This is a genomic window from Desulfomicrobium norvegicum (genome assembly GCF_900114595.1).
Taxonomy (GTDB): domain Bacteria; phylum Desulfobacterota; class Desulfovibrionia; order Desulfovibrionales; family Desulfomicrobiaceae; genus Desulfomicrobium; species Desulfomicrobium macestii.
Genome location: NZ_FOTO01000004.1, coordinates 139,501 through 165,592, shown reverse-complemented (window position 1 = coordinate 165,592; position 26,092 = coordinate 139,501). Strand labels below are relative to the sequence as shown.

At 61.7% G+C, this 26,092-nt stretch carries 27 protein-coding genes; 12 read left to right on the top strand and 15 right to left on the bottom strand.

What is annotated here, in order from left to right; translation table 11 throughout:
- Positions 1-203: 203 nt before the first annotated feature.
- Together BMZ24_RS08300 and BMZ24_RS08295 are read right to left on the bottom strand one after the other, a co-directional pair.
- Positions 204-2,735 (bottom strand): ABC transporter permease, encoded by a 2,532-nt coding sequence (locus tag BMZ24_RS08300; RefSeq protein ID WP_161949088.1) that lies wholly within the window; start codon positions 2,733-2,735, stop codon positions 204-206.
- Positions 2,735-3,409, bottom strand: coding sequence for an ABC transporter ATP-binding protein (locus BMZ24_RS08295; RefSeq protein WP_161949087.1), 675 nt, complete (start codon positions 3,407-3,409; stop codon positions 2,735-2,737). The genes BMZ24_RS08300 and BMZ24_RS08295 overlap by 1 nt, the downstream gene beginning before the upstream one ends.
- On the opposite strand from BMZ24_RS08295, the gene BMZ24_RS08290 reads away from it, so the two are divergent.
- The 6 genes from BMZ24_RS08290 (at position 3,408) to BMZ24_RS08270 (ending at position 6,813) form a co-directional block, all read left to right on the top strand.
- A complete protein-coding gene (locus BMZ24_RS08290; protein WP_092191447.1) occupies positions 3,408-4,058 on the top strand; it encodes an arylesterase in 651 nt (216 codons plus the stop codon). The two genes, BMZ24_RS08295 and BMZ24_RS08290, sit on opposite strands and share 2 nt — an antisense overlap.
- Before the next feature lie 33 nt (positions 4,059-4,091).
- Positions 4,092-4,805, top strand: coding sequence for a hypothetical protein (locus BMZ24_RS08285; protein ID WP_092191157.1), 714 nt, complete (start codon positions 4,092-4,094; stop codon positions 4,803-4,805).
- Positions 4,802-4,930, top strand: a complete 129-nt coding sequence (locus BMZ24_RS20355; protein ID WP_279625519.1) for a hypothetical protein — start codon at positions 4,802-4,804, stop codon at positions 4,928-4,930. Before BMZ24_RS08285 ends, BMZ24_RS20355 begins: the two co-directional genes overlap by 4 nt.
- Positions 4,927-5,634 (top strand): pseudouridine synthase, encoded by a 708-nt coding sequence (locus BMZ24_RS08280; RefSeq protein WP_092191155.1) that lies wholly within the window; start codon positions 4,927-4,929, stop codon positions 5,632-5,634. Before BMZ24_RS20355 ends, BMZ24_RS08280 begins: the two co-directional genes overlap by 4 nt.
- 154 nt (positions 5,635-5,788) lie before the next feature.
- Positions 5,789-6,292, top strand: coding sequence for a DoxX family protein (locus BMZ24_RS08275; protein ID WP_092191153.1), 504 nt, complete (start codon positions 5,789-5,791; stop codon positions 6,290-6,292).
- Positions 6,289-6,813, top strand: coding sequence for a rhodanese-like domain-containing protein (locus BMZ24_RS08270; RefSeq protein ID WP_092191151.1), 525 nt, complete (start codon positions 6,289-6,291; stop codon positions 6,811-6,813). The genes BMZ24_RS08275 and BMZ24_RS08270 overlap by 4 nt, the downstream gene beginning before the upstream one ends.
- Before the next feature lie 141 nt (positions 6,814-6,954).
- On the opposite strand, the gene BMZ24_RS08265 is transcribed toward BMZ24_RS08270, so the two are convergent.
- The 12 genes from BMZ24_RS08265 to BMZ24_RS08210 all read right to left on the bottom strand — a co-directional run bounded on the left by BMZ24_RS08265 (position 6,955) and on the right by BMZ24_RS08210 (position 19,299).
- Positions 6,955-7,380, bottom strand: coding sequence for a type II toxin-antitoxin system VapC family toxin (locus tag BMZ24_RS08265; RefSeq protein WP_092191149.1), 426 nt, complete (start codon positions 7,378-7,380; stop codon positions 6,955-6,957).
- Complete coding sequence (locus BMZ24_RS08260) at positions 7,377-7,628, bottom strand: type II toxin-antitoxin system Phd/YefM family antitoxin (protein ID WP_092191147.1); 252 nt, start codon at positions 7,626-7,628, stop codon at positions 7,377-7,379. Before BMZ24_RS08260 ends, BMZ24_RS08265 begins: the two co-directional genes overlap by 4 nt.
- An 89-nt stretch (positions 7,629-7,717) precedes the next feature.
- A complete protein-coding gene (locus tag BMZ24_RS08255; protein WP_092191145.1) occupies positions 7,718-9,724 on the bottom strand; it encodes an elongation factor G in 2,007 nt (668 codons plus the stop codon).
- A 20-nt stretch (positions 9,725-9,744) separates the two neighbouring features.
- Positions 9,745-10,458 (bottom strand): hypothetical protein, encoded by a 714-nt coding sequence (locus tag BMZ24_RS08250; RefSeq protein WP_092191143.1) that lies wholly within the window; start codon positions 10,456-10,458, stop codon positions 9,745-9,747.
- Between the two features lie 97 nt (positions 10,459-10,555).
- On the bottom strand, positions 10,556-11,629 hold the full coding sequence (gene leuB / locus BMZ24_RS08245) for a 3-isopropylmalate dehydrogenase (protein WP_092191142.1): 1,074 nt from the start codon (positions 11,627-11,629) through the stop codon (positions 10,556-10,558).
- Between the two features lie 225 nt (positions 11,630-11,854).
- Entirely contained in the window at positions 11,855-12,349 is a 495-nt protein-coding gene (locus BMZ24_RS08240; RefSeq protein ID WP_092191141.1) for a 3-isopropylmalate dehydratase small subunit, read from the bottom strand.
- Positions 12,350-12,361: 12 nt separating this feature from the next.
- Positions 12,362-13,624, bottom strand: a complete 1,263-nt coding sequence (gene leuC, locus BMZ24_RS08235) for a 3-isopropylmalate dehydratase large subunit (protein ID WP_092191139.1) — start codon at positions 13,622-13,624, stop codon at positions 12,362-12,364.
- Entirely contained in the window at positions 13,609-15,141 is a 1,533-nt protein-coding gene (locus BMZ24_RS08230; protein ID WP_092191137.1) for a 2-isopropylmalate synthase, read from the bottom strand. The genes leuC and BMZ24_RS08230 overlap by 16 nt, the downstream gene beginning before the upstream one ends.
- A 124-nt stretch (positions 15,142-15,265) precedes the next feature.
- Positions 15,266-16,024: a CDP-diacylglycerol--serine O-phosphatidyltransferase gene (gene pssA, locus BMZ24_RS08225; RefSeq protein WP_092191135.1), complete on the bottom strand. Its 759-nt coding sequence runs from the start codon at positions 16,022-16,024 to the stop codon at positions 15,266-15,268.
- 26 nt (positions 16,025-16,050) lie between these two features.
- Complete coding sequence (locus tag BMZ24_RS08220; protein ID WP_092191133.1) at positions 16,051-16,692, bottom strand: phosphatidylserine decarboxylase family protein; 642 nt, start codon at positions 16,690-16,692, stop codon at positions 16,051-16,053.
- Positions 16,693-16,769: 77 nt separating this feature from the next.
- Positions 16,770-18,044: a CgeB family protein gene (locus BMZ24_RS08215; RefSeq protein WP_092191131.1), complete on the bottom strand. Its 1,275-nt coding sequence runs from the start codon at positions 18,042-18,044 to the stop codon at positions 16,770-16,772.
- Positions 18,037-19,299 carry a glycosyltransferase family 9 protein gene (locus BMZ24_RS08210; protein ID WP_244150308.1) on the bottom strand — a complete coding sequence of 421 codons (1,263 nt, stop codon included), beginning with the start codon at positions 19,297-19,299 and terminating at the stop codon, positions 18,037-18,039. The genes BMZ24_RS08215 and BMZ24_RS08210 overlap by 8 nt, the downstream gene beginning before the upstream one ends.
- A 139-nt stretch (positions 19,300-19,438) precedes the next feature.
- Here BMZ24_RS08210 and BMZ24_RS08205 point away from each other — a divergent pair, with 139 nt between their 5' ends.
- The 6 genes from BMZ24_RS08205 (at position 19,439) to BMZ24_RS08180 (ending at position 24,298) form a co-directional block, all read left to right on the top strand.
- Positions 19,439-20,128 (top strand): precorrin-2 dehydrogenase/sirohydrochlorin ferrochelatase family protein, encoded by a 690-nt coding sequence (locus tag BMZ24_RS08205; RefSeq protein WP_092191129.1) that lies wholly within the window; start codon positions 19,439-19,441, stop codon positions 20,126-20,128.
- The gene (locus BMZ24_RS08200) at positions 20,106-20,933 is read left to right on the top strand and encodes a cytochrome C assembly family protein (protein WP_092191127.1); all 828 of its coding nucleotides are present in this window, start codon (positions 20,106-20,108) and stop codon (positions 20,931-20,933) included. Before BMZ24_RS08205 ends, BMZ24_RS08200 begins: the two co-directional genes overlap by 23 nt.
- 21 nt (positions 20,934-20,954) lie before the next feature.
- Positions 20,955-22,283, top strand: coding sequence for a glutamyl-tRNA reductase (gene hemA, locus BMZ24_RS08195; protein WP_092191125.1), 1,329 nt, complete (start codon positions 20,955-20,957; stop codon positions 22,281-22,283).
- 11 nt (positions 22,284-22,294) lie between these two features.
- Positions 22,295-22,627: a hypothetical protein gene (locus BMZ24_RS08190; RefSeq protein WP_092191123.1), complete on the top strand. Its 333-nt coding sequence runs from the start codon at positions 22,295-22,297 to the stop codon at positions 22,625-22,627.
- Between the two features lie 11 nt (positions 22,628-22,638).
- Positions 22,639-23,643, top strand: coding sequence for a tRNA lysidine(34) synthetase TilS (gene tilS, locus BMZ24_RS08185; RefSeq protein WP_161949086.1), 1,005 nt, complete (start codon positions 22,639-22,641; stop codon positions 23,641-23,643).
- 310 nt (positions 23,644-23,953) lie between these two features.
- Entirely contained in the window at positions 23,954-24,298 is a 345-nt protein-coding gene (locus tag BMZ24_RS08180; RefSeq protein ID WP_092191119.1) for a PilZ domain-containing protein, read from the top strand.
- Positions 24,299-24,337: 39 nt separating this feature from the next.
- On the opposite strand, the gene BMZ24_RS08175 is transcribed toward BMZ24_RS08180, so the two are convergent.
- Positions 24,338-25,975: an FAD-dependent oxidoreductase gene (locus BMZ24_RS08175; protein ID WP_092191117.1), complete on the bottom strand. Its 1,638-nt coding sequence runs from the start codon at positions 25,973-25,975 to the stop codon at positions 24,338-24,340.
- Positions 25,976-26,092: the final 117 nt, after the last annotated feature.

Sequence of the window (26,092 nt, the reverse complement as noted above, 5' to 3'; positions counted from 1 at the left end):
ATAATGCAAACTTATATTAGGTAAACCGAGCCCAAAAGAACAAAATAAGTATATAATTTCTGAATGTAATCAAAAAAACCACCGAAGAAGCGTCTCAATTTCAGCACGTTGAAAAATGGGCGCTGCGCTGAACTCAATTCCAACCAAAAGGATTCGGATAAATCGCGAATCAGGCAAGAGTGGACGCAAAAACTCCATCTGCATCATTCATTGCGCAGAAACGGCGCGGCCTTTCTGCCCAGAACGCGCCAGGTGCCAAGCAGACCCATGAACAGCGACACCCCGACACCGGCCAGTACGGTCAAAAAACCCATGGCGAGGTCCGGCATGAACTGCATTCGCAGCAGCCCCTGGACCACGCCCCAGGCCGTGAGCGTGCCGAGCGCAAGGCTGCCAAGGCCCGTGAACAGTCCGGCCAGGGAAAACTCGGCCACGAGGATGGCCAGTATGTCGCGCCGTGTCGCGCCGCAGACCTTGTAGATGACGCTGTCGTAAATGCGCCGGTGCTGGTCCGCCGAGAAGGCTCCGGCCAACACCAGAAACCCGACCAGCAGCGCCACTCCGGCCATGACCTGGAAGATGCGCACCGTGCGGGTCAGAATCAGCGCCGCGTTGTCGAGCACTTCGCGGATGGTGATCACGGCCACCTCCGGAAAGGCCTGGGTGGCGCGGGCGTACAGATCCTCCGTGTTGTCCACGCCGTAGGCCGCCCCAAGCCAGGTCTGCGGGGCATTGTCGAGGGTGCCGGGAGAGAAGATGATGGCGAACTGCATGGCCAGGGTCTGCCAGTTGACCTCGCGGATGCTGGCGATGGTCCCGGTCAGGTTGCGGCCCAGAACGTTGACGGTCAACGTGTCGCCAAGGTCCACACCGAACCCCTTGGCCAGGTCGGAAGTCAGGGAAATGAGCGGCGGACCGGCATACCCGCCCTCCCACCACTGGCCCCGCAGGAGGGTGCTGCCGCGCGGAAATTCCTCGCTGTAGGAAAGGCCCCGGTCCCCGCGCACGGCCCAGGCCACCTCCTCGGCCACGGTGGCGTTTTCCACCGGCGTGTCGCCGATGCGCACGATGCGCCCCCGGATCATGGGGCGCAGATCCAGCCGCGACAGGCCGGGGGTGTCGTTGGCCAGGGCGCGAAACCGCTCGACCTGGTCGGGACGGATGTCCATGAAGAAAAAGTCCGGGGCCTCCTCGGCCAGCTCGGCGGTCAGCGCCCTGGTCAGACTGGAATTGACCATGACCACGGCCACCAGGGCCGTAAGTCCAAAACCCAGGGCAAAGACCAGGCTCACGCCGGGCGAGCCCGGGCGATGGATGTTGGCCACGCCGATGCGGGCGCTGGGCCAGGGCAAGCGCGGCGCCCTGGCCGCCAGCCAGCGGATGATCCGGGCCAGCCCCTTGAAGAGCACGAAGGCCATGATGGTGCCGCCCACGAACCATGCCGAGAGCCTGTTGTTGCCCGCGAACCAGAAGACCATCAGCGCCAGCAGGGCAAAGGCGGCGGCCGTGGGCAGGATCGCGGCTCGCGGGATGCGCGCCATGTCGGCCGAGACGTAGCCCCGGAAAATCCCCGAGGGGCGCACCATGACCGCGCGAAAGAGGGGCGGCATGGAAAAGGCCAGGGTCGTGACCAGCCCGAAGAGGGCGGCCTGAATCAGCGGGGCGAGATAAATGCCGCTGCGGACCTGGATGGGCAGGACTTCGGAAAAGAACCGCCCGGCCAGCCAGGGCACAAGGCTCCCGGCCAGCATCCCGGCGCAGGCGCCGACAAAGCCCAGGAACAGGACCTGCGCCAGATACGAGATGAACAGCACCCTGCTCGAACCGCCCATGCACTTCATTGCGGCCATGTGGTTGAGCCGCCCGCCAAGGTACCCGCGCACACCCCCGGCGATGCCGAGCCCGCCGACCAGAAGCGCGCCCAGCCCGACCAGGGTCAGATCCACGCTCAGGCGCTCCAGCACGGTGCGGATTCGCGGCGCGGCATGCATGTAATCGCGCACCCGCCAACCCGAATCGGGATTGTCGGCGCGAATCCGGCCGACCACCTGCTCGGCGTCCCCGCCGTCAAGACGCAGCAGATATTCGGCGCGGAACAGGCTGCCCGGCTGGGTCAGGCCGGTCTGCCCGAAGGCGTCGGCGGAGACCATGAGCCGGGGCCCCAGGCTGAAGAATTCGACCACGCGGTCCGGCTCGCGCTCGATGATCCCGCGCAGGGCGAAGCGCACGTCGCCGACACGGATCTCATCCCCCACCGCAACCTGAAGTCTGGTCAGGAGTCCCCGGTCGGCCACGGCTCCGGGCAGACCGTCCCTGACGGCCAGCAGCTCCTGCACCTCTTTGCCGCCTTCCAGCTCCATGCGCCCGTACAGGGGATAGAGCGCGTCCACGCCCTTGAACTCGACCAGCACGGACCTGGCGGACGCTTCCTGTGCGTCGGTGCGGGCCATGGTCCGCGTGGAAAGGGTCCGGCTCAGTGCGCCGAAACCACCGAGATATGCCGCTTCGTCCTCGCTCAAGCTTCGCGAGGTGAGACTCACGCTCACGTCCCCGCCGAGGATGGCCTTGGCGTCACCGGCAAGTCCGGCTTCGAGGGCGCGCCCCAGAGACCCCACGGCGCTGATGGCCAGAACGCCCAGAAACAGGCAGCCCAGAAAGACGCCAAAACCGCGCAGGCCGCCCCTCAGCTCGCGGCGGCACAGCGTCAGGGCCAGTCGCAGATCCCTGGTGTCCATCATGCCTCCATGCGCCCGGAGTGCATGGTGGCCACCCGGTCGCAACGTTCGGCCAGGGAGCGGTCATGGGTGACCAGGACCAGGGTCGCGTTCTCTTCGGCCTGCAGGGTAAAAAGCAGCTCCATGACCCGCGCCCCGGTCTCTTCGTCCAGATTGCCCGTGGGCTCGTCGGCAAGAATGATCCGTGGCCGCGCGGCAAAGGCGCGGGCCAGGGCCACGCGCTGCTGCTCGCCGCCGGAGAGCTGCGAGGGATAATGGCTTCCGCGATGCCCGAGGCCGACCTGCTCCAGCGCTTCCAGGGCCCGGCCGCGAGCCTGCGGATGATGGGCGAATTCCAGCGGCAGGGCCGCGTTTTCAAGAGCCGTCATGGTCGGGATGAGATGAAAGGCCTGAAAGACGATGCCCAGATGCTCGCGTCTGAAGCGTGACAGCGCGTCCTCGGTCAGGGCGGTCAGGTCCACGCCTGCCACCTGCACCTGGCCCAGGGTCGGCCGCTCCAGCCCGGCCATGAGCATGAGCATGGTCGTCTTGCCCGAACCGGAAGGGCCGACCACGGCCAGGGTCTCGCCCTGGGTGACCCGCAGATTGACCCCGCTCAATATGTTGACCGGCCCCGAGCCGGCGGTTAGCGTCAAGTGCACGTCAGAGAGTTCAACAGAAGGGGAAGCATTCATGTCGTCCATCCTTGTATGGGGTATCACCTGGGCCGTGGCCCTGATCGTATTGTGTCCGGTCCGCGGAGTTTGCGCGGAGCCCGAAATCCATATTCTCGCCTTCGGAGACAGCCTGACCGCAGGCTACAATCTGCCGCCCTCCAAGTCTTTCGCCGCCCAGCTGGAGCAGCGGGTGCTCAGCCAGGGACGCAAGGTCCGGGTCACCAACGCCGGCCTGTCCGGCGACACCTCAAGCGGCGGGCGGGCACGCCTGGCCTGGTCCCTGCAGGACAAGCCCGACCTGGTCATCCTGGAGCTCGGCGCCAACGACGGCCTGCGCGGCCTTGACCCCGCGCCCATGCGCGCCAACCTCGAAGCCATGATCAAGGAGTGCCTTGAGGCCGGAGCCCGTGTAATACTGGCCGGAATGCGTGCTCCGGTCAATTGGGGAGTGGCTTATCGCAAAGAGTTCGAGCAGGTTTTTCCCGATCTGGCCCAAAAGTATGACCTTCCCCTGTACCCTTTTTTCCTGGACGGGGTCATCTCCGACCCTGGCCTGCTGCTTGAGGACGGCCTGCATCCCAATGCCGACGGTGTGGGACGCATCGTGGACGGCATCCTGCCCATGGTCCTGGACGAAGTGGACGCGCTGTTGCACAGTCCGGCATAGTCGAAAAATCAACATCCTTTTCGTGGGGAAATCATGACCACTCTGCCTTTCGTGCTGCTGGGCATCCTCATCGGAGCCTGGTTTCTGTCCGTCAAGATCATGCGCATCACCGTCGATGCGCTGTCCTCCCCCCGAGAGCGAATGGTCCCGCGCTCGCATGTTCCCTCGGATCAGGAGCTGCGCCAGCCGCTCCGCCAGGCCGAGGATTGGGCCCACGAGCATGGATTCGACGACGACATCATGTTCGACTTCCAGATCGCGGCCAAGGAGCAGGCCCTGTTTTGCCGGACCTGGAAAAACGCGGAAGAGAAAACCTATCTGGTTTTCTATTACGGGATGGGCAAGCACTTCGTGGAACTGGTCACCATTTACGACGACAAGACCGGCGTGACGACCACCAACGCGCCGGACGCGCACACCCTGCCGGCGGTGCCCGGAGCCTTCATCCAGAGCTTTCCCGGAAACGGGCTGACCGACCTGCTCGGACTGCATCTGCAGGGCCGCGCCACGCTGGAGAGACGCACCGGGCTCACCCCGCAGGAACGTCGGGAGGACACCGTCGATCTCATCGCCAGATCCCTGCAACGCCAGGCCACCTACGTCATGTCCCTCCCCGGATGGCAATGGAAGGGGATCTGGTGGATCACCGTGCGCAAGAAGAAAATGATCGGCAAGGATGTCGGCTGGCAACTCGACCAGCTCGGCGTGTTCGAGCCCACCGCCGAGTCTCCGGAGATTCTGCAGTGAATGCCCGAGTCCGCACGGCGGCGCCCCGGTTCCCCCTCATGGTCTGCCTGAGCGCAAGCAACCCGGTCATGGAAGCCCTGAAAGATCAGGACGCCCTTCCCGCGCAGGCAACGGCCGCACCATGACCCTCACGCCCCTGGACTACAATCCTCCGACCGAACCCTGGCTGACCGTCATCCACGAAGACCGGGACATGATCGTGGTCAACAAGCCGGGCGGCCTTCTGTCCGTGCCCGGCCGCACTCCGGAGCTTTTGGACTCGGTCCTGTCGCGGGTGCGCGCAATCCATCCCGGGGCACAGGCCGTGCATCGCCTGGACCTTGGCACCTCGGGAGTGCTGGTCGTGGCCACGCGGCGCAAGGCCGAAGCGACCCTGCGCGGGCAATTCCAGGACCGCCTGACCCGCAAGGTATATCTGGCGAGGGTTACCGGCGTGCTGGCCGAGGACTCGGGGCAGGTGGATCTGCCGCTCATCTGCGATTGGCCCAACCGTCCAAGGCAGATGGTCTGCCACGACACGGGCAAACCGGCCCTGACGGACTATTTCGTGCTTGAACGCGCCGAAGAGAGCACCCTGGTCCTGCTGCGCCCCCACACCGGCCGATCCCACCAGCTGCGGGTGCACATGGCCAGCCTTGGCCACCCCATCATCGGCGACAACCTCTACGGCGACGCCCGGCAGGGCGACCGCCTGCATCTCCACGCAAGCCAGCTTGGCCTGCATCACCCCTACAGCGGCGAATGGGTCGTGTTCCACGCCCCCTGCGACTTCGCACCGCACGTGCCGCCCGTCACACTGGAGCCGCCCGCCTCCCCATCCGAAACCTGACTTCTGCCTCGGTCAACGGCCGGCCTGCGCCCGCGAAATCCTGTCATCAAAGCCGTACTCCGAAGCACACATCGATAATCCCGATCCGTTTTCGACCCACGGATCAAAAATTACGATTTGACCGCAAGCCCGCCTCGGGCCAGATAGTCATTGAATGATCCCAATTCACTGGAAATCCTGGTCTTATGCCGCAGTGCGCATCGCGCTGGCGCTGGCTTTTCTTGTGGCCGGAATCACCAAGATTCTGGACCCCATGACCTTTGCCGTGACCATCGACGCCTTCGGCATCCTGCCGGGTCCATTGATCCCGCCCGTGGCCGTTTTCCTGCCCCTCCTCGAAATCATGGGCGCGGTGGCGCTCATTTTCGATATCCGGGGCAGCCTTGGCCTCATCACCCTCATGATCCTCATGTTCATCGCCGTCCTCGGCTACGGGATGCACATGGGCCTGGACATCGACTGCGGCTGCTACGGCCCCGGAGACACCGAAGGCGAAGCCTTTGCAGGGATTCGCGACGCGCTGTGGAGGGATCTGATCATGCTCGGATGCGCGGCAACACTGTATGCGTGGCGAAAGGTCATGGGCGTGCGCCCAGGGACGTTCGCCGGTCATTACCGATCCATCAAAACCTTTATCTCCAAGGAAGAAACTGCATGAAGAAAATCGCCATCCTCGCGGTGAGCCTGTTTTGCCTGCTCGTTGCAAGCCCATCCTTCGCCCTCTTCGATACCAAGTTCGAGGCCGAAGTCACCAAGGAAGCCGAAGCCGTGAAACTGTTCCGCGACACCACCGCCGCCGGTTACGACCTGGTCACGGGCGCGGAACTGAAGAAGATGATGGACGAAGGCAAGGACATGGTCATCATCGACACCATGCCCTACGAAGACAGTTACAAGAAGGAGCACGTGCCCGGCGCGCTGCAGTTCCTCTTCCCCATCCCGGATATGAAGGAATGGGACACCAAGGAAACCGGCGGCAAGTCCCAGGCCGACTTCGAGGCCATGCTCGGCCCCGACAAGGACAAGACCATCGTCGTCTACTGCGGCTTCGTGAAATGCACGCGCAGCCACAACGGCGCGATGTGGGCCAAGAAACTGGGCTACAAGAACGTCTACCGCTTCCCCGGCGGCATCTTCGGATGGAAGGGCCTGGATTACCCGATCGAAAAGGTGCAGTAGGCGCGGACTCGCTCATTTTTCGGCAGCGCGCCCATGACAGCAAAAAAGCCCTTGATCTCATTGTGGATCAGGGGCTTTTTTTGAACCGCTTGTTCAACACTGACTCCCAGAGAGTCATTCCCATTGATTGATGACAGCTTTTTACATCCAGGGATTGAGCAAGCTCAGCCCGATATTCTTGAAATCGGCCGTATTTCGGGTCACGAGAACCATATCATGCCGCAAAGCAGTAGCCGCGATAAGCGAATCCATGACACCCATCGGTTCTCCTTTCTGCTTCCTGGCAGCGGTCATTTTTCCCCACACAACAAAGACCTTTGCATCCAGAGGGATGATGCGACCGTTGAACTGCCCGGCAAGTTCCTCATTCAGCCAAACTTCAAGTTCCGTCCGGCGATTTGACGCTGGACGATTGCTGATCCCGAACTGAATTTCGCCGATGGTCACCGCACTCAGATACGCATTGTCCATCTCAACGGAATTCAGCCACTCCACGACCTTCGGCTCCGGTCTTGGCTTTACGAATTCAGAAATGACACAGGTATCGAGAAGGTATCTCTGACTCAAAGGTCGATCTCGCGCAGATCAGTTCGCCGATCCCTTTCAATGCAGACACCACTACTCCTTAAAGGCGAGTCCATCAGAAAATCGCCCAGTCGCTTTTTCGGAGCCGTCAGTTTTCTGTAGCCTGCGATAGGCATCACCACTGCTACTTCGATCCCGTGGCGCGTAATGACCTGCGGTCCTTCCGACGTGGCTCGGTCGATCAATTCGGAAAACTTGTTCTTTGCTTCCTGCAATTGCCAAGAAATCATGATGCCCCCTTTAATCTGTCTAGACTGTCCAGACTATAATACCCACTGCGAGCAATCGCAAGAGTTCTAAAGCAGGCCCATTGCCGTGGTTATCCCACCACGTCATACCGGCTGAAAACCAGCGAATAGAACGCCTTGCCCTTGGTCCGGGACCGAAGCTCCGTGGAGAAGCCGAAGAGCTGACGCATGGGGGCCGTGGCCGTGATGCCGGACTCGTAATCCGAAGTGCGTACATCGAGGATGCGCGCGTTCTTTGCTCCAAGCAGATTGACACAGTCGCCGACATATTCCTGCGGCATGCGCAGCTCCACGTCCATGATCGGTTCGAGCAGGACCGGCGAGGCCTTGACCAGGGCCGACTTCATGGCCTCCAGCGCGGCCATGCGCACGCCCAGATCCGTGAGCCCATCCTCGAAATGGGCAACTTCAAGCAATGTCGCCTCCACGTCCGAAACCAGGCAACCCTGGAGCATTCCGGCCTGCAGCGCGTCCTCCATGGCCTTCAGGGCGATGTCCGTGTGATTCGTGGCCGGCAGTTCGGTGACGCAACGGTTGCCCTGCCCACGCGCGGCCGGTCGGACCATGACCCGGACCAGGGCGCGGTGCTGCTGATCCCCGATGAGCTTGCGGCAGCTTCCCTCGGCCGTCGCATCGGCGGCGATGGTCTCGCGGAAAATGACCTGCGGGTTGCCGTAGCGGAAAGTCACCCCGCTCTCGCGGCGCAGCCGCTCCAGAACCACCTCCAGGTGCAGCTCGCCAAGGCCCGCCACGATGAGCTGATCCGTGTCCTCGTCCGTGAAGGATTGCAGGGTCGGATCTTCGATGCAGTATCTTTGAAGCAAAGCTTGAAGTTTGTCCGTGTCGCTGGCACTGCCCGGCACCAGGGCCACGTTCAGGACCGGCTGGATGATGTCGATGTTCTCAAGGCGCAACGTGGCCTTGCCGGAAAAAAGCGTGTCTCCGGTGATGCATTCCTTGAGACCGGTGGCCAGGACGATCTCGCCGGTCCTGGCCTCGGGAATGGGCTCGTAGCGGTTGGCATGCACCGTGTAGAGCTTGTGGATCTTTTCGAAGCGCTCCAGCCGGGAATTGTACACAGCGCTATTTTCACCGATGCGGCCGTTGTAGACGCGCATGAAGATCTTCTTGTGCGCGCCTTCGAAGAGAACCTTGAAGACAAAGCCCACGAACTGGTCCGCGCGCACGTTCTGCTCCTCCATGCGCCGCAGCACGTGGGCATGGGAGTGCGATTCATCCGGAGAGGGCAAGAAATGAACGATCCCGTTCATGAGCGGCTGCACGCCTATGTTCTTGAGCGCGCTGCCGCAATAGACAGGCACGGCCTGCCCGGTCAGGGTCGCCTTGCGCAGGGCCGACCGCAGCTCGGTTTCGCCAATGACTTCGTCAGCCAGGTAGCGCTCCATGACCAGATCGTCGAAATCGGCCGCGGCTTCCGTCAGTTCCTTGCGTCTGGCTTCGAGAAGTTCGCGGTCCCCGTCCGTGGGATCAAACTCATGCACCGTCGCGCCCTGATCCGTCGCATCGAAGACAAGGACCTTGCCGCGCAAAAGATGCAGCACCCCGCCCTCCACGCATACGGACGGCACCGTCACCGGCAGCGGCCTGACCGCGAGGCGGGCCTGGATATCCGCGACCACCTTCCAGTAATCAGCGCCGGGGCGGTCGGTCTTGTTGACGAAAACGAGCCTCGGGAGCCCGTACTTGCGGGCCTGCCGCCAGACGGTCTCGCTCTGGGACTCGATGCCGTTGACCCCGCAGAAGACGACGATCGCGCCGTCGCAGACCCGCAGGGAGCGTTCCACCTCGACGTTGAAATCAACGTGCCCGGGAGTGTCTATGATGTTGACCTGACTGCCTTCCCAAACCACGGAGGTGCAGGCCGAGGTGATGGTAATGCCCCGCTTCTGCTCTTCCTCAAGGTAGTCCATGGTCGCGTTGCCGTCATGGACCTCGCCAATCTTGTGGATCTTGTGCGCATAAAAAAGCAGGCGCTCGGTCAGCGTGGTCTTGCCAGCGTCGATGTGGGCGATGATGCCGATATTTCGTGTGGAGGAATCGATGTCGTGTTTTTTCATGGGCTTTGAATCAAATCGGGTTAGGAAAAGGTGGAAGTGCACTTGCGAAACGTATCCGGGCTGATCACGTCCCAGACCCAGCAGCCAAGCAGCCGCTCGGCCATGACCACCGGAGCCTGCCCCGGCTCGCCACCGTAGCTGATGTAGGGGCGGCCGACAACGGACACATCGGAGGTGACGGCATTGTAGGCCTGGACGTATTCGCTGTCGGGGGTGGCCAGTTCCACCCCGTATCCTGCCGGATCAGGGCGCAGCGTCCGGGGATATTCAAGATCGAGTCCGGCCAGATCGATGCATATTCCGGGGCCGCTGCCGGCCAGAAGTTCGACCAGGGGCCGAGGGTCGGAGGTGAAGACCTGATGCACGGACAGAAAATCGCACCCGAACAGGAAGGGATCAGTAACAGGCCCGCTGACGTGCACGACGATTCCCCCGACCTTGGCCACCAGGGCCTGGACCATGGCGGAAAAAAGGGCCGGGAGGGAAAAACGGCGCGGGTCCACCGCAAAAAGGGCCCACTCCAGCCGCTCGAAGCTGATGGAGTGCTCCACGTGACCGAGCCGCCGGGTCTGCATGACCGGCTCTGTGCCGTTCTGGGCCAGGGCATAGGCAAAGCTCACCGCGTTCTTGATCACCGATTTCTGGACCGCCGGACAGCGTTCGTACGCCTCGCCAAACGCATCGTCATCAATGTCCGGGACAAATCCGTTCTCGGCCAACAGCTCTTCGATCACCTTGTGCTCCTTGCAAAAAAAATGGGCAGGCCATGCATGACCTGCCCGACATTTCCACATTTCAAGGCGTTGCACAACAGGGTGCGCGCCAGGAAGTTCAGATCGCGTCCAGCACCAGCGCGCCCATGGCGGAGCAGCCGACCTTCTCTCCTTCGCCGACATAAATGTCTCCGGTGCGGTAGCCCTTGGCCAGCACGGCCTTGACCGCCGCGTCGATGGCCGCGGCCTCTTTTTCAAGACCGAAGGCGAAGCGGAGCATCATGGACACGGACAGGATGGTGGCCAGGGGATTGGCGATGTCCTGACCGGCGATGTCCGGTGCCGAGCCGTGGATGGGCTCGAACAGCGCGGGACCGCCCGATCCCATGGAGGCCGAAGGCAGCATGCCGATGGAGCCGGTGATGATGGAGGCTTCGTCGGAGAGGATGTCGCCGAACAGGTTCTCGGTCACGATGACGTCGAACTGCGAGGGATCGCGGATGAGCTGCATGGCCGCGTTGTCCACGTACATGTGCGAAAGCGCAACGTCCGGGTACTCCGCCGCCGTGCGGATGGCCACCTCGCGCCACAGGCGGGACACGTCGAGCACGTTGGCCTTGTCCACGGAGCACAGCTTTTTGCCGCGCTTGCGGGCGATCTCGCAGGCCACGCGCACGATGCGCTCGATCTCGGACTCGGAGTAGATCATGGTGTTGAAGGCGGCGCGTTCGCCGTTCACCACGGTCTCGCCGCGCGGTTCGCCGAAATAGGCGCCGCCGGTCAGCTCACGCACGACCATGATGTCAAGGCCCTGCCCGATGATGTCCGGACGCAGATAGGACGCCGCCGCCAGCTCCGGAAAAAGCACGGCCGGACGCAGATTGGAAAAAAGGCCCAGGGCCTTGCGGATGCCGAGCAGCCCCTTTTCGGGCCGGATGGCCGGATCGATGGTGTCCCACTTGGGGCCACCCACGGCGCCCAGCAGCACCGCGTCGGCGGCCTTGCAGGCGGCCACGGTGGCCTCGGGCAGAGGATTGCCCGCAGCATCGATGGCCGCGCCGCCGATAAGCGCGGTCTCTGTCTGGACCGTGTGTCCGAACTTCTTCGCCACCTTCTCCAGAACCTTCACGGCCTGGGTGACTATCTCGGGGCCTATGCCGTCACCGGGCATGAGGCAGATGTTCATGTTCATTGATATCTCCAGCATGAATAAACCATATGTTGTTTCAATGCGTCGGTTCGGAAAGGCATGGATTCCCGCGTGCGCGGGAATGACACCTCAGCCAGGGCGACCCTGCTGAACGTTTTCCTGACGGCGGCTTTCCGTATTGCCACAACGTCATCCCCGCGCAGGCGGGGATCCATGCCTCTCGCCTTCGATGCCGCAGCGTGTCCAAGCCGCGCGCCAGCCACGGTCCTACTGCGCCACCTTGCGCTTCACGTACTCCACCAGCCCGCCGCCGGAGAGCATTTCCATCATGAACGGGGCCACGGGAATGAAACCGATGGTCTCGCCCGTGGTCAGGTTCCTGATCGTGCCCGCGGCCACGTCGATCTCAAGCTCGTTGCCTTCCTTGATGCGCTCGATGTCGTCACCCAGTTCCAGTAGCAAAAGGCCCATGTTGAAGGAGTTGCGGTAGAAGATGCGAGCGTAGCTCCGCGCCAGGACCACGGGGATGCCAGCGCCCAGGATGGCCAGTGGAGCGTGCTCGCGCGAGGAACCGCAACCGAAGTTGTCACCGGCGACCAGGATGTCGCCGGGGGTGACGCGTTTGACCCAGCCGGGCTCAAGGCCTTCGAAACAGTTCTTGCCAAGCTCCGCCGTATCGGCCGTGACCAGAAACCGGGCCGGGATGATCGCGTCCGTATCTATATGATCGCCCACCACGTGGGTTATTCCCTTGAATGTCATGACTGCTCTCCTTTAACCAAGTTTGCCCGGATGGGTGATAAGCCCGGTCACGGCCGTGGCCGCCGCCACCGCCGGATTGGCCAGGTAGACTTCGGACTGCAGGCTGCCCATGCGTCCCTTGAAATTGCGGTTGGTCGTGGCCAGGCAACGCTCGCCTCCGGCCAGAATGCCCATGTGCCCGCCAAGGCACGGCCCGCAGGTAGGCGGACTGATGATGGCGCCCGCGTCGAGGAAAATGCGCAGCAAGCCCTCGTCCAGGGCCATCGAATACGCGCCGGGAGAGGCCGGGATGACGATGAAACGCACACCCTTGGCCACCTTGCGACCCTTGATGATCCTGGCCGCCTCACGCAGGTCGCTGATGCGGCCGTTGGTGCAGGAACCGAGCACGACCTGATCGACACGCACGTCGGAAACTTCCTCCACCGGCTTCACATTGTCCGGCAGGTGCGGGCAGGCGATCTGGGGCGAGAAGGAGGACACGTCAAAGGTCATCTCCTTCCAGTAATGCGCGCCCTCGTCGGCGACGATGGGACTGTCGCCCATGCGCCCATGCGCCTGGCAATAGGCCAGGGTCTTCTCGTCAGCGGCAAAGAGCCCGGCCTTGCCACCGGCCTCGATGGCCATGTTGGCCATGGTCATGCGCGCCTCGACCGAAAGGCCCTCGATGACCTCGCCGCCGAATTCGAGCGCCTTGTACAGGGCCCCGGCCACGCCGGTCTGACCGATGGTGAAAAGGACCAGATCCTTGCCGCCGACATGCTCGGGCAGCTTGCCGGTGAAGTTGACGCGGATGGTCTCCGGCACCTTGAACCAGGTCTCGCCAAGGGCCATGGCCGCGGCGATGTCCGTGCTGCCGAGACCCGTGGCGAAAGCGCCGAGGCCGCCGTAGGTGCAGGTATGGCTGTCCGCCCCGACCACGATATCGCCGGGTCCGACCAGTCCGTATTCGGGCAGGATGGCATGCTCGACGCCCACGTTGCCGCCCTCGTAATAGTGGGTGATGTCCATCTCGCGGGCAAAGTCGCGCACGACCTTGACCTGCTCGGCAGAGTCGATGTCCTTGTTGGGGGTGAAGTGGTCGCAGACCAGGGCCACGCGGTCCTTGTCGAAAACCTGTTTCACGCCCATGCCCCGAATGGACTTGATGGCGAGCGGCGCGGTTATATCATTGGCCAGCACCATGGACACGCGGCACTGGACGATCTGTCCGTCCGCGGTGATGGGCTGGTCCGTATGCCTCTGCAATATTTTCTGAGCTAAAGTCTGGCGCATATGCTGTCCTCCTGTCTTTTGGCCAAGCGGTTCAGGGCGTTCAGATACGCCTTGGCGCTGGCCACGATGATGTCCGCATCGGATGCGCGACCCACCGAGGTTTTTCCGTTTTCTTCTATCTTGACGGTTACCTCGCCCTGGGCGTCGGTGCCGCCGGTTATGGCGTTGACCGCATAGCGGACCAGTTTGGGGCTGCGCCCCACGACCTTGCCGATGGTGTTGAAAACAGCATCGATGGGGCCTGTCCCGAAATCCGACAGGATGCGTTCTTCGCCGTCCACATACATTTTGACGACCGCGTTGGGGATGGCCATGTTGCCGCTCAGGGCGCTCAGGTATTCCAGGCGGTACTTGTCCGGAAGGCGGAAAATCTCATCGAGGACGACGGCTTCGAGGTCTTCGACGAAAATTTCCTTCTTGCGGTCGGCCAGCTTTTTCATGGCCGTGAAAACAATGCCGAGCTGTTCCTCGTCAAGGCGGTAGCCAAGATCCTTGAGGCGCTTGTCGAAGGCGGCGCGACCCGAATGCTTGCCCAGTACCATGTCCTCTTCCTGGCGCCCCACGGACTCGGGGGTCATGATCTCGTAGGTTTGGCGATTCTTGAGCACGCCATCCTGGTGGATTCCAGATTCATGGGCAAACGCGTTAGCACCGATAATCGATTTGTAAGGGGGTATAGGCTGACCGATGATCAAAGACAAGAGCCGGGTGGAGGGGAAAATCTGCTCTTTGTTGATGTTTGTGGTCAACTGATAGAAATCCTTGCGCACATCCATGGACATGACCACCTCTTCCAGCGCCGCGTTGCCGGCGCGTTCGCCGATGCCGCTCAGCGTCACCTCGGCCTGGCGTGCGCCCGCCTTGAGCGCCGCCAGGGTGTTGGCCGTGGCCAGGCCCAGGTCATTGTGGCAGTGCACGGAAAAGACGGCCTTGTGGCTGCCCTTCACGTTCTCCAGCAAATACCTGATCAGCTCCGCGAATTCCTGCGGCTGCGTATAGCCGACGGTGTCCGGAACGTTGATGGTCGTGGCCCCGGCCGCGATGACGCGCTCGAAGACCTGCGCCAGAAAGGGCCAGTCGGAACGGGACGCGTCCTCGGCCGAGAATTCGACGTTGGAGGTCTTCGAGGCCGCGTATTTGACGGCGGCCTCGGCCATGTCCAGCACCTCGTGACGTTCCTTGCGCAGCTTGTACTTCATGTGAATGTCCGAGGTGGCCAGGAAGGTGTGAATGCGGGCCTGGGGATTGCCCTTGACCGCCTCCCAGGCACGATCGATGTCGCTGGGCAGCGCCCGGCAAAGCCCGGCCACCTGGCAATTCTGCACGGCCAGGGCGATGTCGCGAACGGCCTCGAAATCACCCTGGCTCGCGGCCGGAAAACCGGCCTCGATGATGTCGACACCAAGTATTTCAAGCTGACGGGCCAGACGAACCTTCTCATCGCGGTTCATGGTTGCGCCGGGAGACTGCTCGCCGTCACGCAAGGTCGTGTCGAAAATGTAAATTCTTTCTGACATGAGGCACTCCTTTTGATGGATGATGTATAATCGATAGTTGATAAAGACAACGACTGACCCTGGCTGAATGTACGCCTGGATGGCCGTTTTCTGCAAACGATGCTGAGGGGGTTACGTTTTTCCTTTACGAGATCTTGTGAGAAGACTCTCGTAGGAAGGATTTCCCGCGCAGGGGTAGAAAGAAGTAGGTGTAGATGAGGCCGGAGATGATGTAGCCGATGAAGAACACAAAGCTCAGAAGCTTTGGTTCGGATGCGACGAGCACGAAAATGAGCAGTGCCGTGACCGTGGCGCTGAAGCGATGCGCGCGAATGACCTCGGCGTCCTTGAAGGATGCGTAGCGGACATTGCTGACCATGAGAATGGAGACCAGAAAGGCGAGCCCGAGCGTGATGCCGGGCACCAGATCGGCCATGGATTCGGGGATATAGGAAGAAAAGAGCACGAAGGTGGCCAAGGTGCAGGCCGCTGCGGGAATGGGCAGACCGATGAAGAACTTCTTGCTGATCTTGCCCGTCTGGATGTTGAAGCGTGCCAGCCGGAGAGCGCCGCAGGCCATGACCAGAAAGGAGGCCATGATGCCCAGGCGGCCGAACTCGAAGGTGTTCCACTGGTGGATCATGACCGCCGGGCCAACGCCGAAAGCGATGAGATCGACCAGGGAGTCCAGCTGGACGCCGAAATCCGAGGCCGAATTGGTCAGACGCGCCAGCTTTCCATCCAGCCCGTCAAAGACGCAGCTGACGATGATGGCCACTGCAGCCATCTCGAAACGACCGTCGATGGACCACAGAATACCCAGGAAGCCGGTCAGCAGACTGGCCATGGTCATCATGTTGGGGAGCAGATAGTATCCCCGATGCTTGGGTTTCAAGTGTTCCATTAACGGTCCTGAATAAATCTCTTTTTTTATTTTTTGCGGGCCAGTATCGACTGCCCTGCAAAAACCTTGTCACCAATTCGAACAGTTGGTTCATACTCGGCGGGCAGGTAAAGGTCAACTCTGGATCCGAACTTGATCAGTCCGAAACGCTGTCCCCGGCCCAGGGAGTCGCCCTCCTCGCCCCAGCAGATGATGCGCCGTGCGATGAGCCCGGCAATCTGAACCATGGTCCAGGACCGGCCGTCCCCGTCCTCGATCAAAAGCGAGTTGCGCTCGTTGTCGGTGGAAGCCTTGTCGAAGGAGGCGTTCAGGAATTTCCCACCGAAATAGGAGATGCGCGCAATGCGGCCGGCCACGGGCATCCGGTTCACATGCACGTTGAAGACGTTCATGAACACGCAGACGGCGGTACGGTCCTCGCCGGTCATGGGATCGCGCATGGTTTCGACCTTGATGACCTTGCCGTCGGCCGGAGAAACGGCCACGCCCGGCTCCTGGGGCACCACGCGCTCAGGATCGCGGAAAAAATTGAGCACGAAGAAAAGAGCCACGAGCAGGACGGTCGCCATGAACCAGCAGTCGAGAAGGGCGAAGGTCAGGGTGGCCATGGCCGTGAAGAAGATAAAAGGCAGGCCTTCAAGAGAAAGGCCGATCGAGGGCTTATGCATGAGAACTCCTGGTCAATTTATGGGCAAGGGTCTGACTACTCGCGGGGAATGAGAGTTTCAAGCCAAATTTTCCCCGATCATTTCCCCGGCCGTGGACCTGAATACAGTTTTTTCCATTCATCAAGAAAGAGGATGGCCGTTTCGAGTCGGCCAAGGCGCCCTTCCCGGCCACGCAGGGTCCAGACCAGATCCTCGAAGCTCACCGTGGGCGCAAGGTTCAATCCGGCCAACAGGGCCTCCACTTCCGAACGCAACTGCGGCGCGATTTGCGCCCGCCAATCATCGGGCGGGATGTCCTTGACCGACATGAATTTTTCCGCGTGTTGCAAAAGGGTCTGCATGCGGTGGGCGTAGGTATGTTCGGCCAGCACCCGGGCCCGTCCCCTGGCCGCGACCTCGGCCCTGGCCTCGGGATGGGCGAGGTAATGTGCGATGCCTTGCAGCAACTCGGGCATGTCGGAAAAAAGGGCCAGCTCGCCTTCGGCGAAAAGCTCGGGCAAGAGCGCACGCCGATCCACCAGCTGAAAAGCGCCGCAGGCCGCAAGCTCGAAGGTGCGCGGATTTACGAAATCCCCGTCCCCGACCAATACGCCGGGTCTGACGGAGGAGTGCAGATTCACGTTGATGGTCGTGGCATTGAAGATGCGCACCACTTCCTCGGTGTCAATGCGCGCTCCGCCTTTTTGCAGATAGGGCGCAAGGGTCGTCTCCCCGTCCCAGTCATTGCCCCAGATGCGCAGGTCGTGGCCTGTCAGTTGCCGAAAAGCCAGCCTCCGATTGGGGTAACCCGCGCCCACAAAGGATATTTCGCTGCCGCACTTGCGCCGCTCCACGGCTGAAAGTTCCAGCGGCCGATGCACGGACGGATCCGCCGCCAGGGGCAGATAGAATGAATCGTGCTGCCCCAGCGCCGCCAGCTGCTCCGCGAAATCCCCCTTCTGGATGACCGCGAACAGATCGTAATGGGGAGCGAAGGCCTTCCAGTACGGAAAGACCTCGCGGTCCTCCACGAACCACATGGCCGTGGGCACCCCGTCGCGGCGCAGTCGTTTGAGGGCCTGCCTGGACAGGGGTGCCTGCGCCATGGCCAGGACCAGATCGGGGCAGAACGTCTCGACCTTGGCCAGGACGGCCTGGGACACGACCTGCAGAAAGCTGTTCTCCAGATAGTCGAGACGGTCCGTACCCACGCGCAGGCCCTTCAGGGCCGAGAAGGCGGAGAAAAAATCCGGAGCCTCGAAATATTCGACCACGTGCCCAAGCTCCCTCAGGGCGTTCCCGCAGTAGCGTCCGATGGGCAGGGAGCCGCCGTACATGGGCAGCACAACCAGAATTCGTCGGGTTTCAGTCATGGGCCCGTCCTCGCAGTGTTTGGGGCAGCATCCAGTCGCGCTCCTGCATCCAGGTTTCCTCCGGCAAGAATTCCGCATCGTTCTGCATGGACAGCCCGGCATAGGCGGCGGCCATCGCCCTGAACGCCTTTCGCCGCGCGGACTCGGGGTCCGTGCCGGCAACGGCGGTGAAAGTCAGGCCCAGTTCGTCGAAGCCCCCGGCCATGAGCGCGCACCCGGGCGCAAGCTCCCTGGCCGTGTGCCCGCTGACATGACGCAACACCGACGGATCGCCGAAGACCCGGCGACAGGCGACGTCGTGCGGACAGGGCGCGGTCTCCAGGCAGGGCGCGCACTCTCTTGTGGCCTGCAGGACCAAGTGTCCCCGGCCGTAGGGGCCGGTCTCGTGACACCAGGCCGAGGAAAGAAAAAAGGCCAGCACGGGCACGCCCAGATGGGCAGCCAGATGCATGGTCCCGGTATCCGGCGAGACGAGCAGATCGAGCCCGCCCACGGTGTCATGGAGTTCCTGCCAGCCGGTGCGGCCGACCAGATCACGAACCTCGCCCCGGAGCGACGCGGGCAACAGGGCGGCAAGCTCCCTGGCCGCCCGCCGCTCGCCGCCGGAGCCGAGCAGATGAATAGGGCCGTGCCCAACGCGCCCGGCCGCAGCCTGGACCAACGGGGCCAGCATCCCGGCCGGAAGGGACCTGCGCGCGTTCTGCCCGGCCATGACCACGCCAATGCCGCCGCCGCGCGGGACCGCGTCTGGATTGACCCGCTCCGGAAGCACCGGCTGCTCGGCATAGAGCCCCCACACGTCGACCAGATTGAGGCCGCTCAAGGCGCGGGTTCTGGTCCAGCGCATGATCTGCCCGGGCCAGGAGTCGATCAGCCGCTGTCCCCGATGCGACCGGTAGCCCCGGACCGTCGAGCACGGAAACATCCCGGCCAAGGCAAAACTTAGCCCGGAAAAATTGAGATTGTAGACGCGGTGGAAATCAAGCTCCATGATCCCGGCCAGTTCCTCGTGCACCCTGGCCAGAATGTCGGGGCCGTGAGTTCCGTGGGCGGCGATGCCGTGCACTTCAATCCCCGGATAGACGATATGGGCCAGGGATTTGAGGGAATCGTCCACCAGCAGATGCACCTCGCCGTCGGCCTGCAGGGAACGCAGCAGGCGCTTGGTCTGGAGCAGGTCGCCGAACCGGGCCAGCTGGATGACCAGATATCTGGGGGAGGATTTGCAATGCATGTCGGAATCGCCGGAATTCATGACCCTTCATCCGGCAAAAACCCGCAAAAGTCCAGAACTCCCCGGATTATCAGGCCCTCTCAGCCGGCAGGACCAGGCAGGGCGGGACCGGGGTCCCGACGTCTTGGACAAGCGGGGCCTGCTCTGCTAGACGGCGGGCATGCGTTACTACCCTCTGCTTTTGGATCTGACCGGCATGCAGTGCCTGGTCGTCGGCGCCGGCGAAGTCGGCCTGCGCAAGATCGAGGGGCTGCTGCAATGCGGCCCGGAACTGGTCACGGCCGTCGATCCCGCGCCGCCGAGCACCGGACTGACCGAGCTTCTTGCAAGGCAGGGCAACTTCTCGTATGAACAGCGGCCCTTCGCCGAAACGGACCTGGACCGGGCGCGGCTGGTCTTTGCCTGCACCAGCGATCGCGCCGTGAACGCCGCAATCGGCCAGATCTGCATGGAGCGGGGGATTCTGTGCAACATGACCGATGCCCCCGAGCACGGCAGTTTCGTGCTCCCGGCCAGCATCACCCGCGGCGATCTGACCATCTCCATTTCCACCAGCGGAGCCAGCCCGGCCCTGGCCCGGGTCATCCGCCGGGATCTGGAAACGCGATACGGACCGGAATACGAGGCCATGACCCGTCTTCTGGCCGACATCAGAACCGCGCTTCTGGCCCTTGGGCGAAGCAGCGGCGAGAACAGGGAGATCTTTCGCAGGCTGGCCGCCTCCTCCCTGCCGGACCTGATCAGAAACGACGACCGGCACGGCTGTCTGGAACTGCTCCGGAGCGTGCTTCCCACTGACCTGCATACAAGAATCGGAGAATGGTGTGATGACTGCTTCCCGACTTTTTGAACTGATCATAGCACTGCTCTACCTGTCAGGCTCGGTTTCGTACCCCCTGGGACTGGTCCTGCGCCGCGCGTTCCTCAAACGCCTCGCGGCCTGGACATCAGCTGCGGCCTTCGGACTGCACACCGTGGACCTGGCCCTGCGCTCTCTTGAACTGGGGGCCGCCAACCTGCAGCACGGCCAGTTCTACATGAGCCTCATGGCCTGGTTTTTCGTGCTCATCTTTTTTGTCCTGTGGTGGCGCCTCAAGCATGATTTTCTATCCATGATCACCGCGCCCCTGGCGCTGATCCTCTTCAGTTCGTCCCTGGCAGTACGCACCCAGGTCCTGGCCGTGCCCGAACAGTTCAGCGTGTTGTGGTTCAGCCTGCATGTCGGCACCATCTTCGTCTCGCTCGCGCTCATCGCCATGGCCTTTGGCGCCGGGGTGGCCTATCTGCACCTGGAACGGCTGATCAAGACCAAGGCCAAGCTGCCCGGCTTCTCCAAGGAACTGCCCTCCCTTGAGACCTTCGACAAAGCCAACCACTGGGCGGTGAGCATCGGATTCCCGCTTTACACCATTAGCCTGCTGGCCGGATTTCTGTGGGCCTCCTTCACCTGGAAGAAGGTAATCAGCTGGGACCCCAAGGAACTGATCTCCATCGTCATCTGGGTCCTTTTCGCCCTGCTTTTCCATCAGCGCATGGCGCTGGGCTGGCGGGGCCGCAAACCAGCCAAAACGGCCATAATCCTTTTCATTCTTTGTCTTGTGTCCCTGGTCGGAGTCAACTTCCTGTTGCCGTCACACCATAGCTTTAGACAGTAATCCTATAGACATCACCAATCCATGAATCAGGAAATCTATCTCGTTGGTTTGAATCACAAGACAGCCGGTGTCGACATCAGGGAACGTTTCGCGCTGACCGATTGCGACCCCGCCGCCACAGGACTGGTCAGCGACGACGGAGTCGTGAGCGAAGCCATGATCCTCTCGACCTGCAACCGCGTCGAATTTCTGGTCGTCGGATCGGAAGAAGCGGACATGCGCGCGAAAATCCTGCGCTTTTGGGCCGACCAGTGCGGACAGCCCTCCGGCGATCTGGAGGGTCACACCTACTGTCACGTCGGCGATGATGCCGTGAACCACCTCTTCACCGTGGCCTCCAGCCTCGATTCCATGATCCTGGGCGAGCCCCAGATTCTGGGTCAGCTCAAGACGGCTTACCGCAACGCCGTGGAAAAGGGAGTGGCCAAGGTCATCGTCAACCGCTTGCTGCACAAGGCCTTTTCCACGGCCAAGAGGGTCCGCACCGAGACGGCCATCGCTTCCAGCGCCGTATCCATCAGCTATGCGGCCGTGGAATTGGCGCGCAAGATCTTCACCGACCTGACCAACCACCGCGCCCTCTTGATCGGCGCGGGGGAAATGGCCGAACTGGCGGCGACGCACCTTCTTTCCTCGGGCGTGCGCGACATCACCGTGGTCAACCGCACCCTGGCCAAGGGCGAGGAGCTGGCCAGACAATTCAAGGGGCGCGCCATGCCCTTCGAGGAGTTGCATCAGGCGCTTCTTGAAACGGACATCGTCATCAGCTCCACGGGTTCGCCCACGGCCATCATCCGCGCCAAGGACATGAAGGACGTATTGCGCAAGCGCCGCCACAAGCCGATCTTCTTCATCGACATCGCCGTACCGCGCGACATCGATCCCGACATCAACGGGCTCGACAACGTCTATCTCTACGACATCGACGATCTCAAGGAAGTGGTCGAGGAGAACCTGGCCGGAAGGATGCAGGAGGCGCAGAAAGCGCGGGGCATCGTGGCCGAGGAGGTCATGGCCTTCATGCGCTGGCGTGACGGTCTGGCCCTGCAGCCGACCATCGTCGCGCTGCTGGACCAGGGTGAATGCATCGCGCGCAAGGAACTCAGGAAATCCATCAAGCAGCTCGGCCCCAACCCGGACCCGCAGATGGTCGCCATCCTTGAACGACTGGCCAAATCCCTGTGCCACAAGATCTATCACGAGCCCATCAGCTACCTCAAGCGCCGCTCTCTGGAAGAAGGGTCGGCCCAGCGTTTCATCCACAACGCCCGCCGGATGTTCAATCTGGACGAGGAAGCCATCCCCGAGGACGCCCATCTGGACCGAAAGCCCCAGACCGGCAGCAAATAACGGAGAATCCCATGCGCGCCTTTGTCATTGACGAAATCACCCCTGAAGACATGGAAAAGCTCGAAAGCAGGCTCAAGGAGCAGGAAATGCTGAGCATCGAGCACCTCTATCACTTCAACCTGCCGCCCTCGTTGCTCACGCCCATGCAGCAGGAGCACGCCCCCGAATGCGGACCGTTCTACATGGCCGTTGAAACCGGGCGCGACTGGGTCCGGCTTGAACTTCTGGTTCGGGCCAAGCGCATACTGCGCTGCGCATGCATCGCCTACGCCACTCCCGAGCAGCAGGAACACATGATCTCCTACCTGGAAAACCTGCTGAAAGACCTGAACATTCCCCTCTAATCCCAAAGACCATGCGACTTCAGGAGCTTCCCCGACACCTGGCCCGGCGCTGCCTTGGCATCCCGCGCTTTTGTCGGGAAACCCTTGGAGTCGATCTGCGCGGCACGCGCCTGGTGGTCGCCTATTCCACGGGCCTCGATTCCACGGCCCTCCTGCACCTGCTCGCCCTGCTGCGAGCGCCGCTTGACCTCACCCTTGTCGCCGCTCATGCCCATCACGGGCTCAGGCCCGAATCGGACCGGGAACTGGAGCACGCCGAGGCGGTCTGCGCGCGGCTTGAAATCTCCGTCCACACGGCGCGGCTCGACGTCCCCGCGCTTCAGGCCACGTCAGGACAGGGCCAGGAGGAATGCGCCCGCCGGGCGCGCTATGCATTTCTGGATTCCGTACGCCGGAATCAGCGAGCGGACTGGGTCGTGACGGCCCACCATGGCGACGATCTGACCGAAGACATCATCATGCGACTGCTGCGCGGCACGGGCTGGCCCGGCCTTGGCGGAATGCCGGGCGTGGACCCTGGACGCGCCCTGCTGCGGCCGCTGCTTGATTGGGAAAAACGCGAACTGCGCGCCTTTTTGGAAGAAACCGGGACAGATTGGTGCGAAGACCTGTCCAACGCCTCGCCGGAGCGCACCCGCAACAGGGTCCGCCATGACATCCTGCCGCTCCTGCGCCGCGAAAATCCCTCGCTTTTCAAGACCGCCACGCAGCTCTGGACCCAGGCCCGCATCGACGAGGAATACTGGAACCGGGAACTGCCGGAACTGCCCGCCCCGGGGCGGGATTTTCTGCTGGATTCGGCATTGCTTGGCGGGCATCAGGCAAAACGCCTGCGCCTCTACAAGACCATCCTTGACTCCATGGGTCCGGGTCAAACCCTGGCGAGCCATCTTTTGCTCCTCGACAAGGCCTGGATGCGCAAAAATTGTGGTCGGACCATTCAGTTTCCCGGCGACAAGATCGCCTCCGTGGAACCAGGCGGCATCCGTTTTCACTTCCAAAAACGGACTCCGTAAAATCCGGAATTTCCGGAAGCTGCCCCACCCTTCCCTCCAGATTCAAAGTCACGGCGGTTTTCACCGCCAAAAGCCCGAAATATAAAAACAGAATCATCCCATAATCTGATCCGCCTGGATGATCCGCATCCAAGATTGATCCGGCAAAACTGGAACAATTTCTTCACCCGACCGATTGCGCTCCGTATCCATACCGAGGTACACGGATACAAAAATCCGCACTATTTGGCATATAATTTGCTTATTAAATACGGACAAATAGGTAGTTCGGGTTCACGCAGCCTGACGCCTCAGAAAGGACGAGGTACGCATGAGAGTCAGAAACACGAGAGACAATCGGGAAAAGGATCGCATTCCGCACAATGCCGTCATCCGCTTTTGCGCCGGAGAACAGGATGAATGCCGGACTGCCAGGATGATCAATTACAGCAGCACCGGCATGTATCTGGAATTGAACTACCCTCCGCCGAAGCTCGGTGCCAATCTGCTCATCGAAGTTCTGGAGAACGAAGAACTCCAGAACCCGATGGAGGAATATCGTAATCCGAAGACATGCTATTACGCGAAGGTCATCTGGAAAAAAAACCTGCCTGATTCCAACTCCGAGTACGGGGTAGGTCTGCGCTATCTGTCTTCGGTCCCTCCGGAAAGCTGACCGTGCGCGGCAGGTTAATGGCCCTTTGCAGGGCCATTTTCATTTGTGCGCGGCCAGTTCAGCCTTGCGTCTCGTCAGATCCTCGAAAACCGCCATGGCCGCCGAAGCGCCCTCGCTGACGGCCGTGACGATCTGCTGTACTCCCCCGGTGATGTCTCCGGCCGCATAGATGCGCGGAATGCTGGTCCGGCCCTGTCTGTCGACTCGGATATAGCCGCCCGGTTCCTGGGCCAGGCCCAGATGGGACACGACCTGCACGTTGGGCACGATACCGATGGCCAGAAAGACCCCGTCCACGTCGACCCGCTCCGTCTCACCGCTCTTGACATGCCTGAGGCTTATGAAGCGGAGGGTCTCCTTGCCCCCGATCTCTTCCACGACGCTGTTCCAGCGCACGGGGATTTCCTCCCTGAGCACGGAATCGACAAGATGCTGCTCGGCCCGAAAGCTGTCGCGGCGATGCACGATGAACACGTCCACGCCCAGATTCTTCAGATGCAGGGCGTCGGTCAGGGCGGTGTTACCCCCTCCGACGACGGCAACCTTCTTGCCCTTGAACATGAATCCATCACAGGAGGCGCAAAAGGACACGCCCTTGCTCATGAAACGATCCTCGCCGGGCACTTCGAGCTTCTTCCAGGCCGCCCCCGCCGCGTAGATCACGGCATCCGCCAGGAAAACCCGATCCTGGGTCAGGACCTCGATATTCCGGCCTATCTTGATCTCCTCGACGGTCTGACCGGTGATGACGTCCACGTACTGTTTGGCCTGCTCGTGGATCATGTCCATGAGCATCTTGCCGCCGATGTTTATGAAACCGGGATAGTTCTCCACTTCCGGGGTGATGCTGACCAGGCCGCCGACAATGCCTTTTTCCAGAACCACGGCATCGAGACCGGCGCGTTTGGCGTAGATTCCGGCCGTAAGTCCGGCAGGCCCCGACCCGATGATGACCACGTCGTGATGACTCGCATTCGCAGCGTCCACGCCTTCCCTTTCCTCGGCCAGGTCCTTGGCGGCCTTGAGGGTCAAAAGCTGAACGACAAAGGCCAGCTCCGATTCCATGCCCACGGTGGAGAGCTTTTCATCGTAAACCGTATGCGGGATGGAGCCTACTGAATATTCCTCGGCATACTCGGGGTTCTCCCCGGTCTCGACGCACTCGACGCTGACCAGGAGCGGCTTCTCGACGGCCGTCTTGATGGCGTTGACGCACTGCCCGGGACAGTACGGACAGGTCGGGCTGACAAAGACCTTGACCTGCCTCGGCTCCTGCAATTCCTGCAACAGATCCCTGGCGCGCTCGGACAAAAAGCTTTTTCCCGTGGAAACCATCATCAGGGCATGCAAAAAGGCCTGCCCCTCCTCTCCTGCAGGAGCTCCGGTGAAACGGATGGAATATTTTTCAGGCGCAATGAGCAGCGTGGGAAATCGCTCCACGCCAAACTCGGCGTTGGCCGCCTCGTCCTGCGAGTGCACGCTGAGCGTGACCTTGTCGGTGAGGCGGACGAGGTCCTGCATCAGGTTGCGCGCAAAATCGGCATAGGCGTCGTTCTGCCCCGGCTTCACAAAAAGATGCACAGGCACCACGTCCTTGAAGTCCTTAAGATAGGAAGCCAGGGCCTTGCGTTGATCCTCGGGCAGAAACCATTCGTCTTTTTTGTTGGCTTTGGTCATGAAAACCTCCGGAGAAAGAGTGACGAGCAATGCGAACTTTTCCTCTAACGTCTTCCGCGCATTTGTCAAAGCAGCTGCAAAGGTTGCGATGAAACGTCACGCGGGGGCAGTGAGAAA

Bases quoted from the DNA above. Each gene is read 5' to 3' on its own strand.
- BMZ24_RS08290 (WP_092191447.1), top strand. From the start codon at position 3,408: ATGTCGTCCATCCTTGTATGGGGTATCACCTGGGCCGTGGCCCTGATC.
- BMZ24_RS08255 (WP_092191145.1), bottom strand. From the start codon at position 9,724: ATGAAAAAACACGACATCGATTCCTCCACACGAAATATCGGCATCATC.
- leuC (WP_092191139.1), bottom strand. From the start codon at position 13,624: ATGCGCCAGACTTTAGCTCAGAAAATATTGCAGAGGCATACGGACCAG.
- BMZ24_RS08275 (WP_092191153.1), top strand. From the start codon at position 5,789: ATGATCCCAATTCACTGGAAATCCTGGTCTTATGCCGCAGTGCGCATC.
- BMZ24_RS08240 (WP_092191141.1), bottom strand. From the start codon at position 12,349: ATGACATTCAAGGGAATAACCCACGTGGTGGGCGATCATATAGATACG.
- BMZ24_RS08210 (WP_244150308.1), bottom strand. From the start codon at position 19,299: ATGAATTCCGGCGATTCCGACATGCATTGCAAATCCTCCCCCAGATAT.
- hemA (WP_092191125.1), top strand. From the start codon at position 20,955: ATGAATCAGGAAATCTATCTCGTTGGTTTGAATCACAAGACAGCCGGT.
- BMZ24_RS08285 (WP_092191157.1), top strand. From the start codon at position 4,092: ATGACCACTCTGCCTTTCGTGCTGCTGGGCATCCTCATCGGAGCCTGG.
- leuB (WP_092191142.1), bottom strand. From the start codon at position 11,629: ATGAACATGAACATCTGCCTCATGCCCGGTGACGGCATAGGCCCCGAG.
- BMZ24_RS08215 (WP_092191131.1), bottom strand. From the start codon at position 18,044: ATGACTGAAACCCGACGAATTCTGGTTGTGCTGCCCATGTACGGCGGC.
- BMZ24_RS08200 (WP_092191127.1), top strand. From the start codon at position 20,106: ATGACTGCTTCCCGACTTTTTGAACTGATCATAGCACTGCTCTACCTG.
- tilS (WP_161949086.1), top strand. From the start codon at position 22,639: ATGCGACTTCAGGAGCTTCCCCGACACCTGGCCCGGCGCTGCCTTGGC.
- BMZ24_RS08220 (WP_092191133.1), bottom strand. From the start codon at position 16,692: ATGCATAAGCCCTCGATCGGCCTTTCTCTTGAAGGCCTGCCTTTTATC.
- pssA (WP_092191135.1), bottom strand. From the start codon at position 16,024: ATGGAACACTTGAAACCCAAGCATCGGGGATACTATCTGCTCCCCAAC.
- BMZ24_RS08230 (WP_092191137.1), bottom strand. From the start codon at position 15,141: ATGTCAGAAAGAATTTACATTTTCGACACGACCTTGCGTGACGGCGAG.
- BMZ24_RS08175 (WP_092191117.1), bottom strand. From the start codon at position 25,975: ATGACCAAAGCCAACAAAAAAGACGAATGGTTTCTGCCCGAGGATCAA.
- BMZ24_RS08260 (WP_092191147.1), bottom strand. From the start codon at position 7,628: ATGATTTCTTGGCAATTGCAGGAAGCAAAGAACAAGTTTTCCGAATTG.
- BMZ24_RS08190 (WP_092191123.1), top strand. From the start codon at position 22,295: ATGCGCGCCTTTGTCATTGACGAAATCACCCCTGAAGACATGGAAAAG.
- BMZ24_RS08280 (WP_092191155.1), top strand. From the start codon at position 4,927: ATGACCCTCACGCCCCTGGACTACAATCCTCCGACCGAACCCTGGCTG.
- BMZ24_RS08270 (WP_092191151.1), top strand. From the start codon at position 6,289: ATGAAGAAAATCGCCATCCTCGCGGTGAGCCTGTTTTGCCTGCTCGTT.
- BMZ24_RS08180 (WP_092191119.1), top strand. From the start codon at position 23,954: ATGAGAGTCAGAAACACGAGAGACAATCGGGAAAAGGATCGCATTCCG.
- BMZ24_RS08300 (WP_161949088.1), bottom strand. From the start codon at position 2,735: ATGGACACCAGGGATCTGCGACTGGCCCTGACGCTGTGCCGCCGCGAG.
- BMZ24_RS08205 (WP_092191129.1), top strand. From the start codon at position 19,439: ATGCGTTACTACCCTCTGCTTTTGGATCTGACCGGCATGCAGTGCCTG.
- BMZ24_RS08295 (WP_161949087.1), bottom strand. From the start codon at position 3,409: ATGAATGCTTCCCCTTCTGTTGAACTCTCTGACGTGCACTTGACGCTA.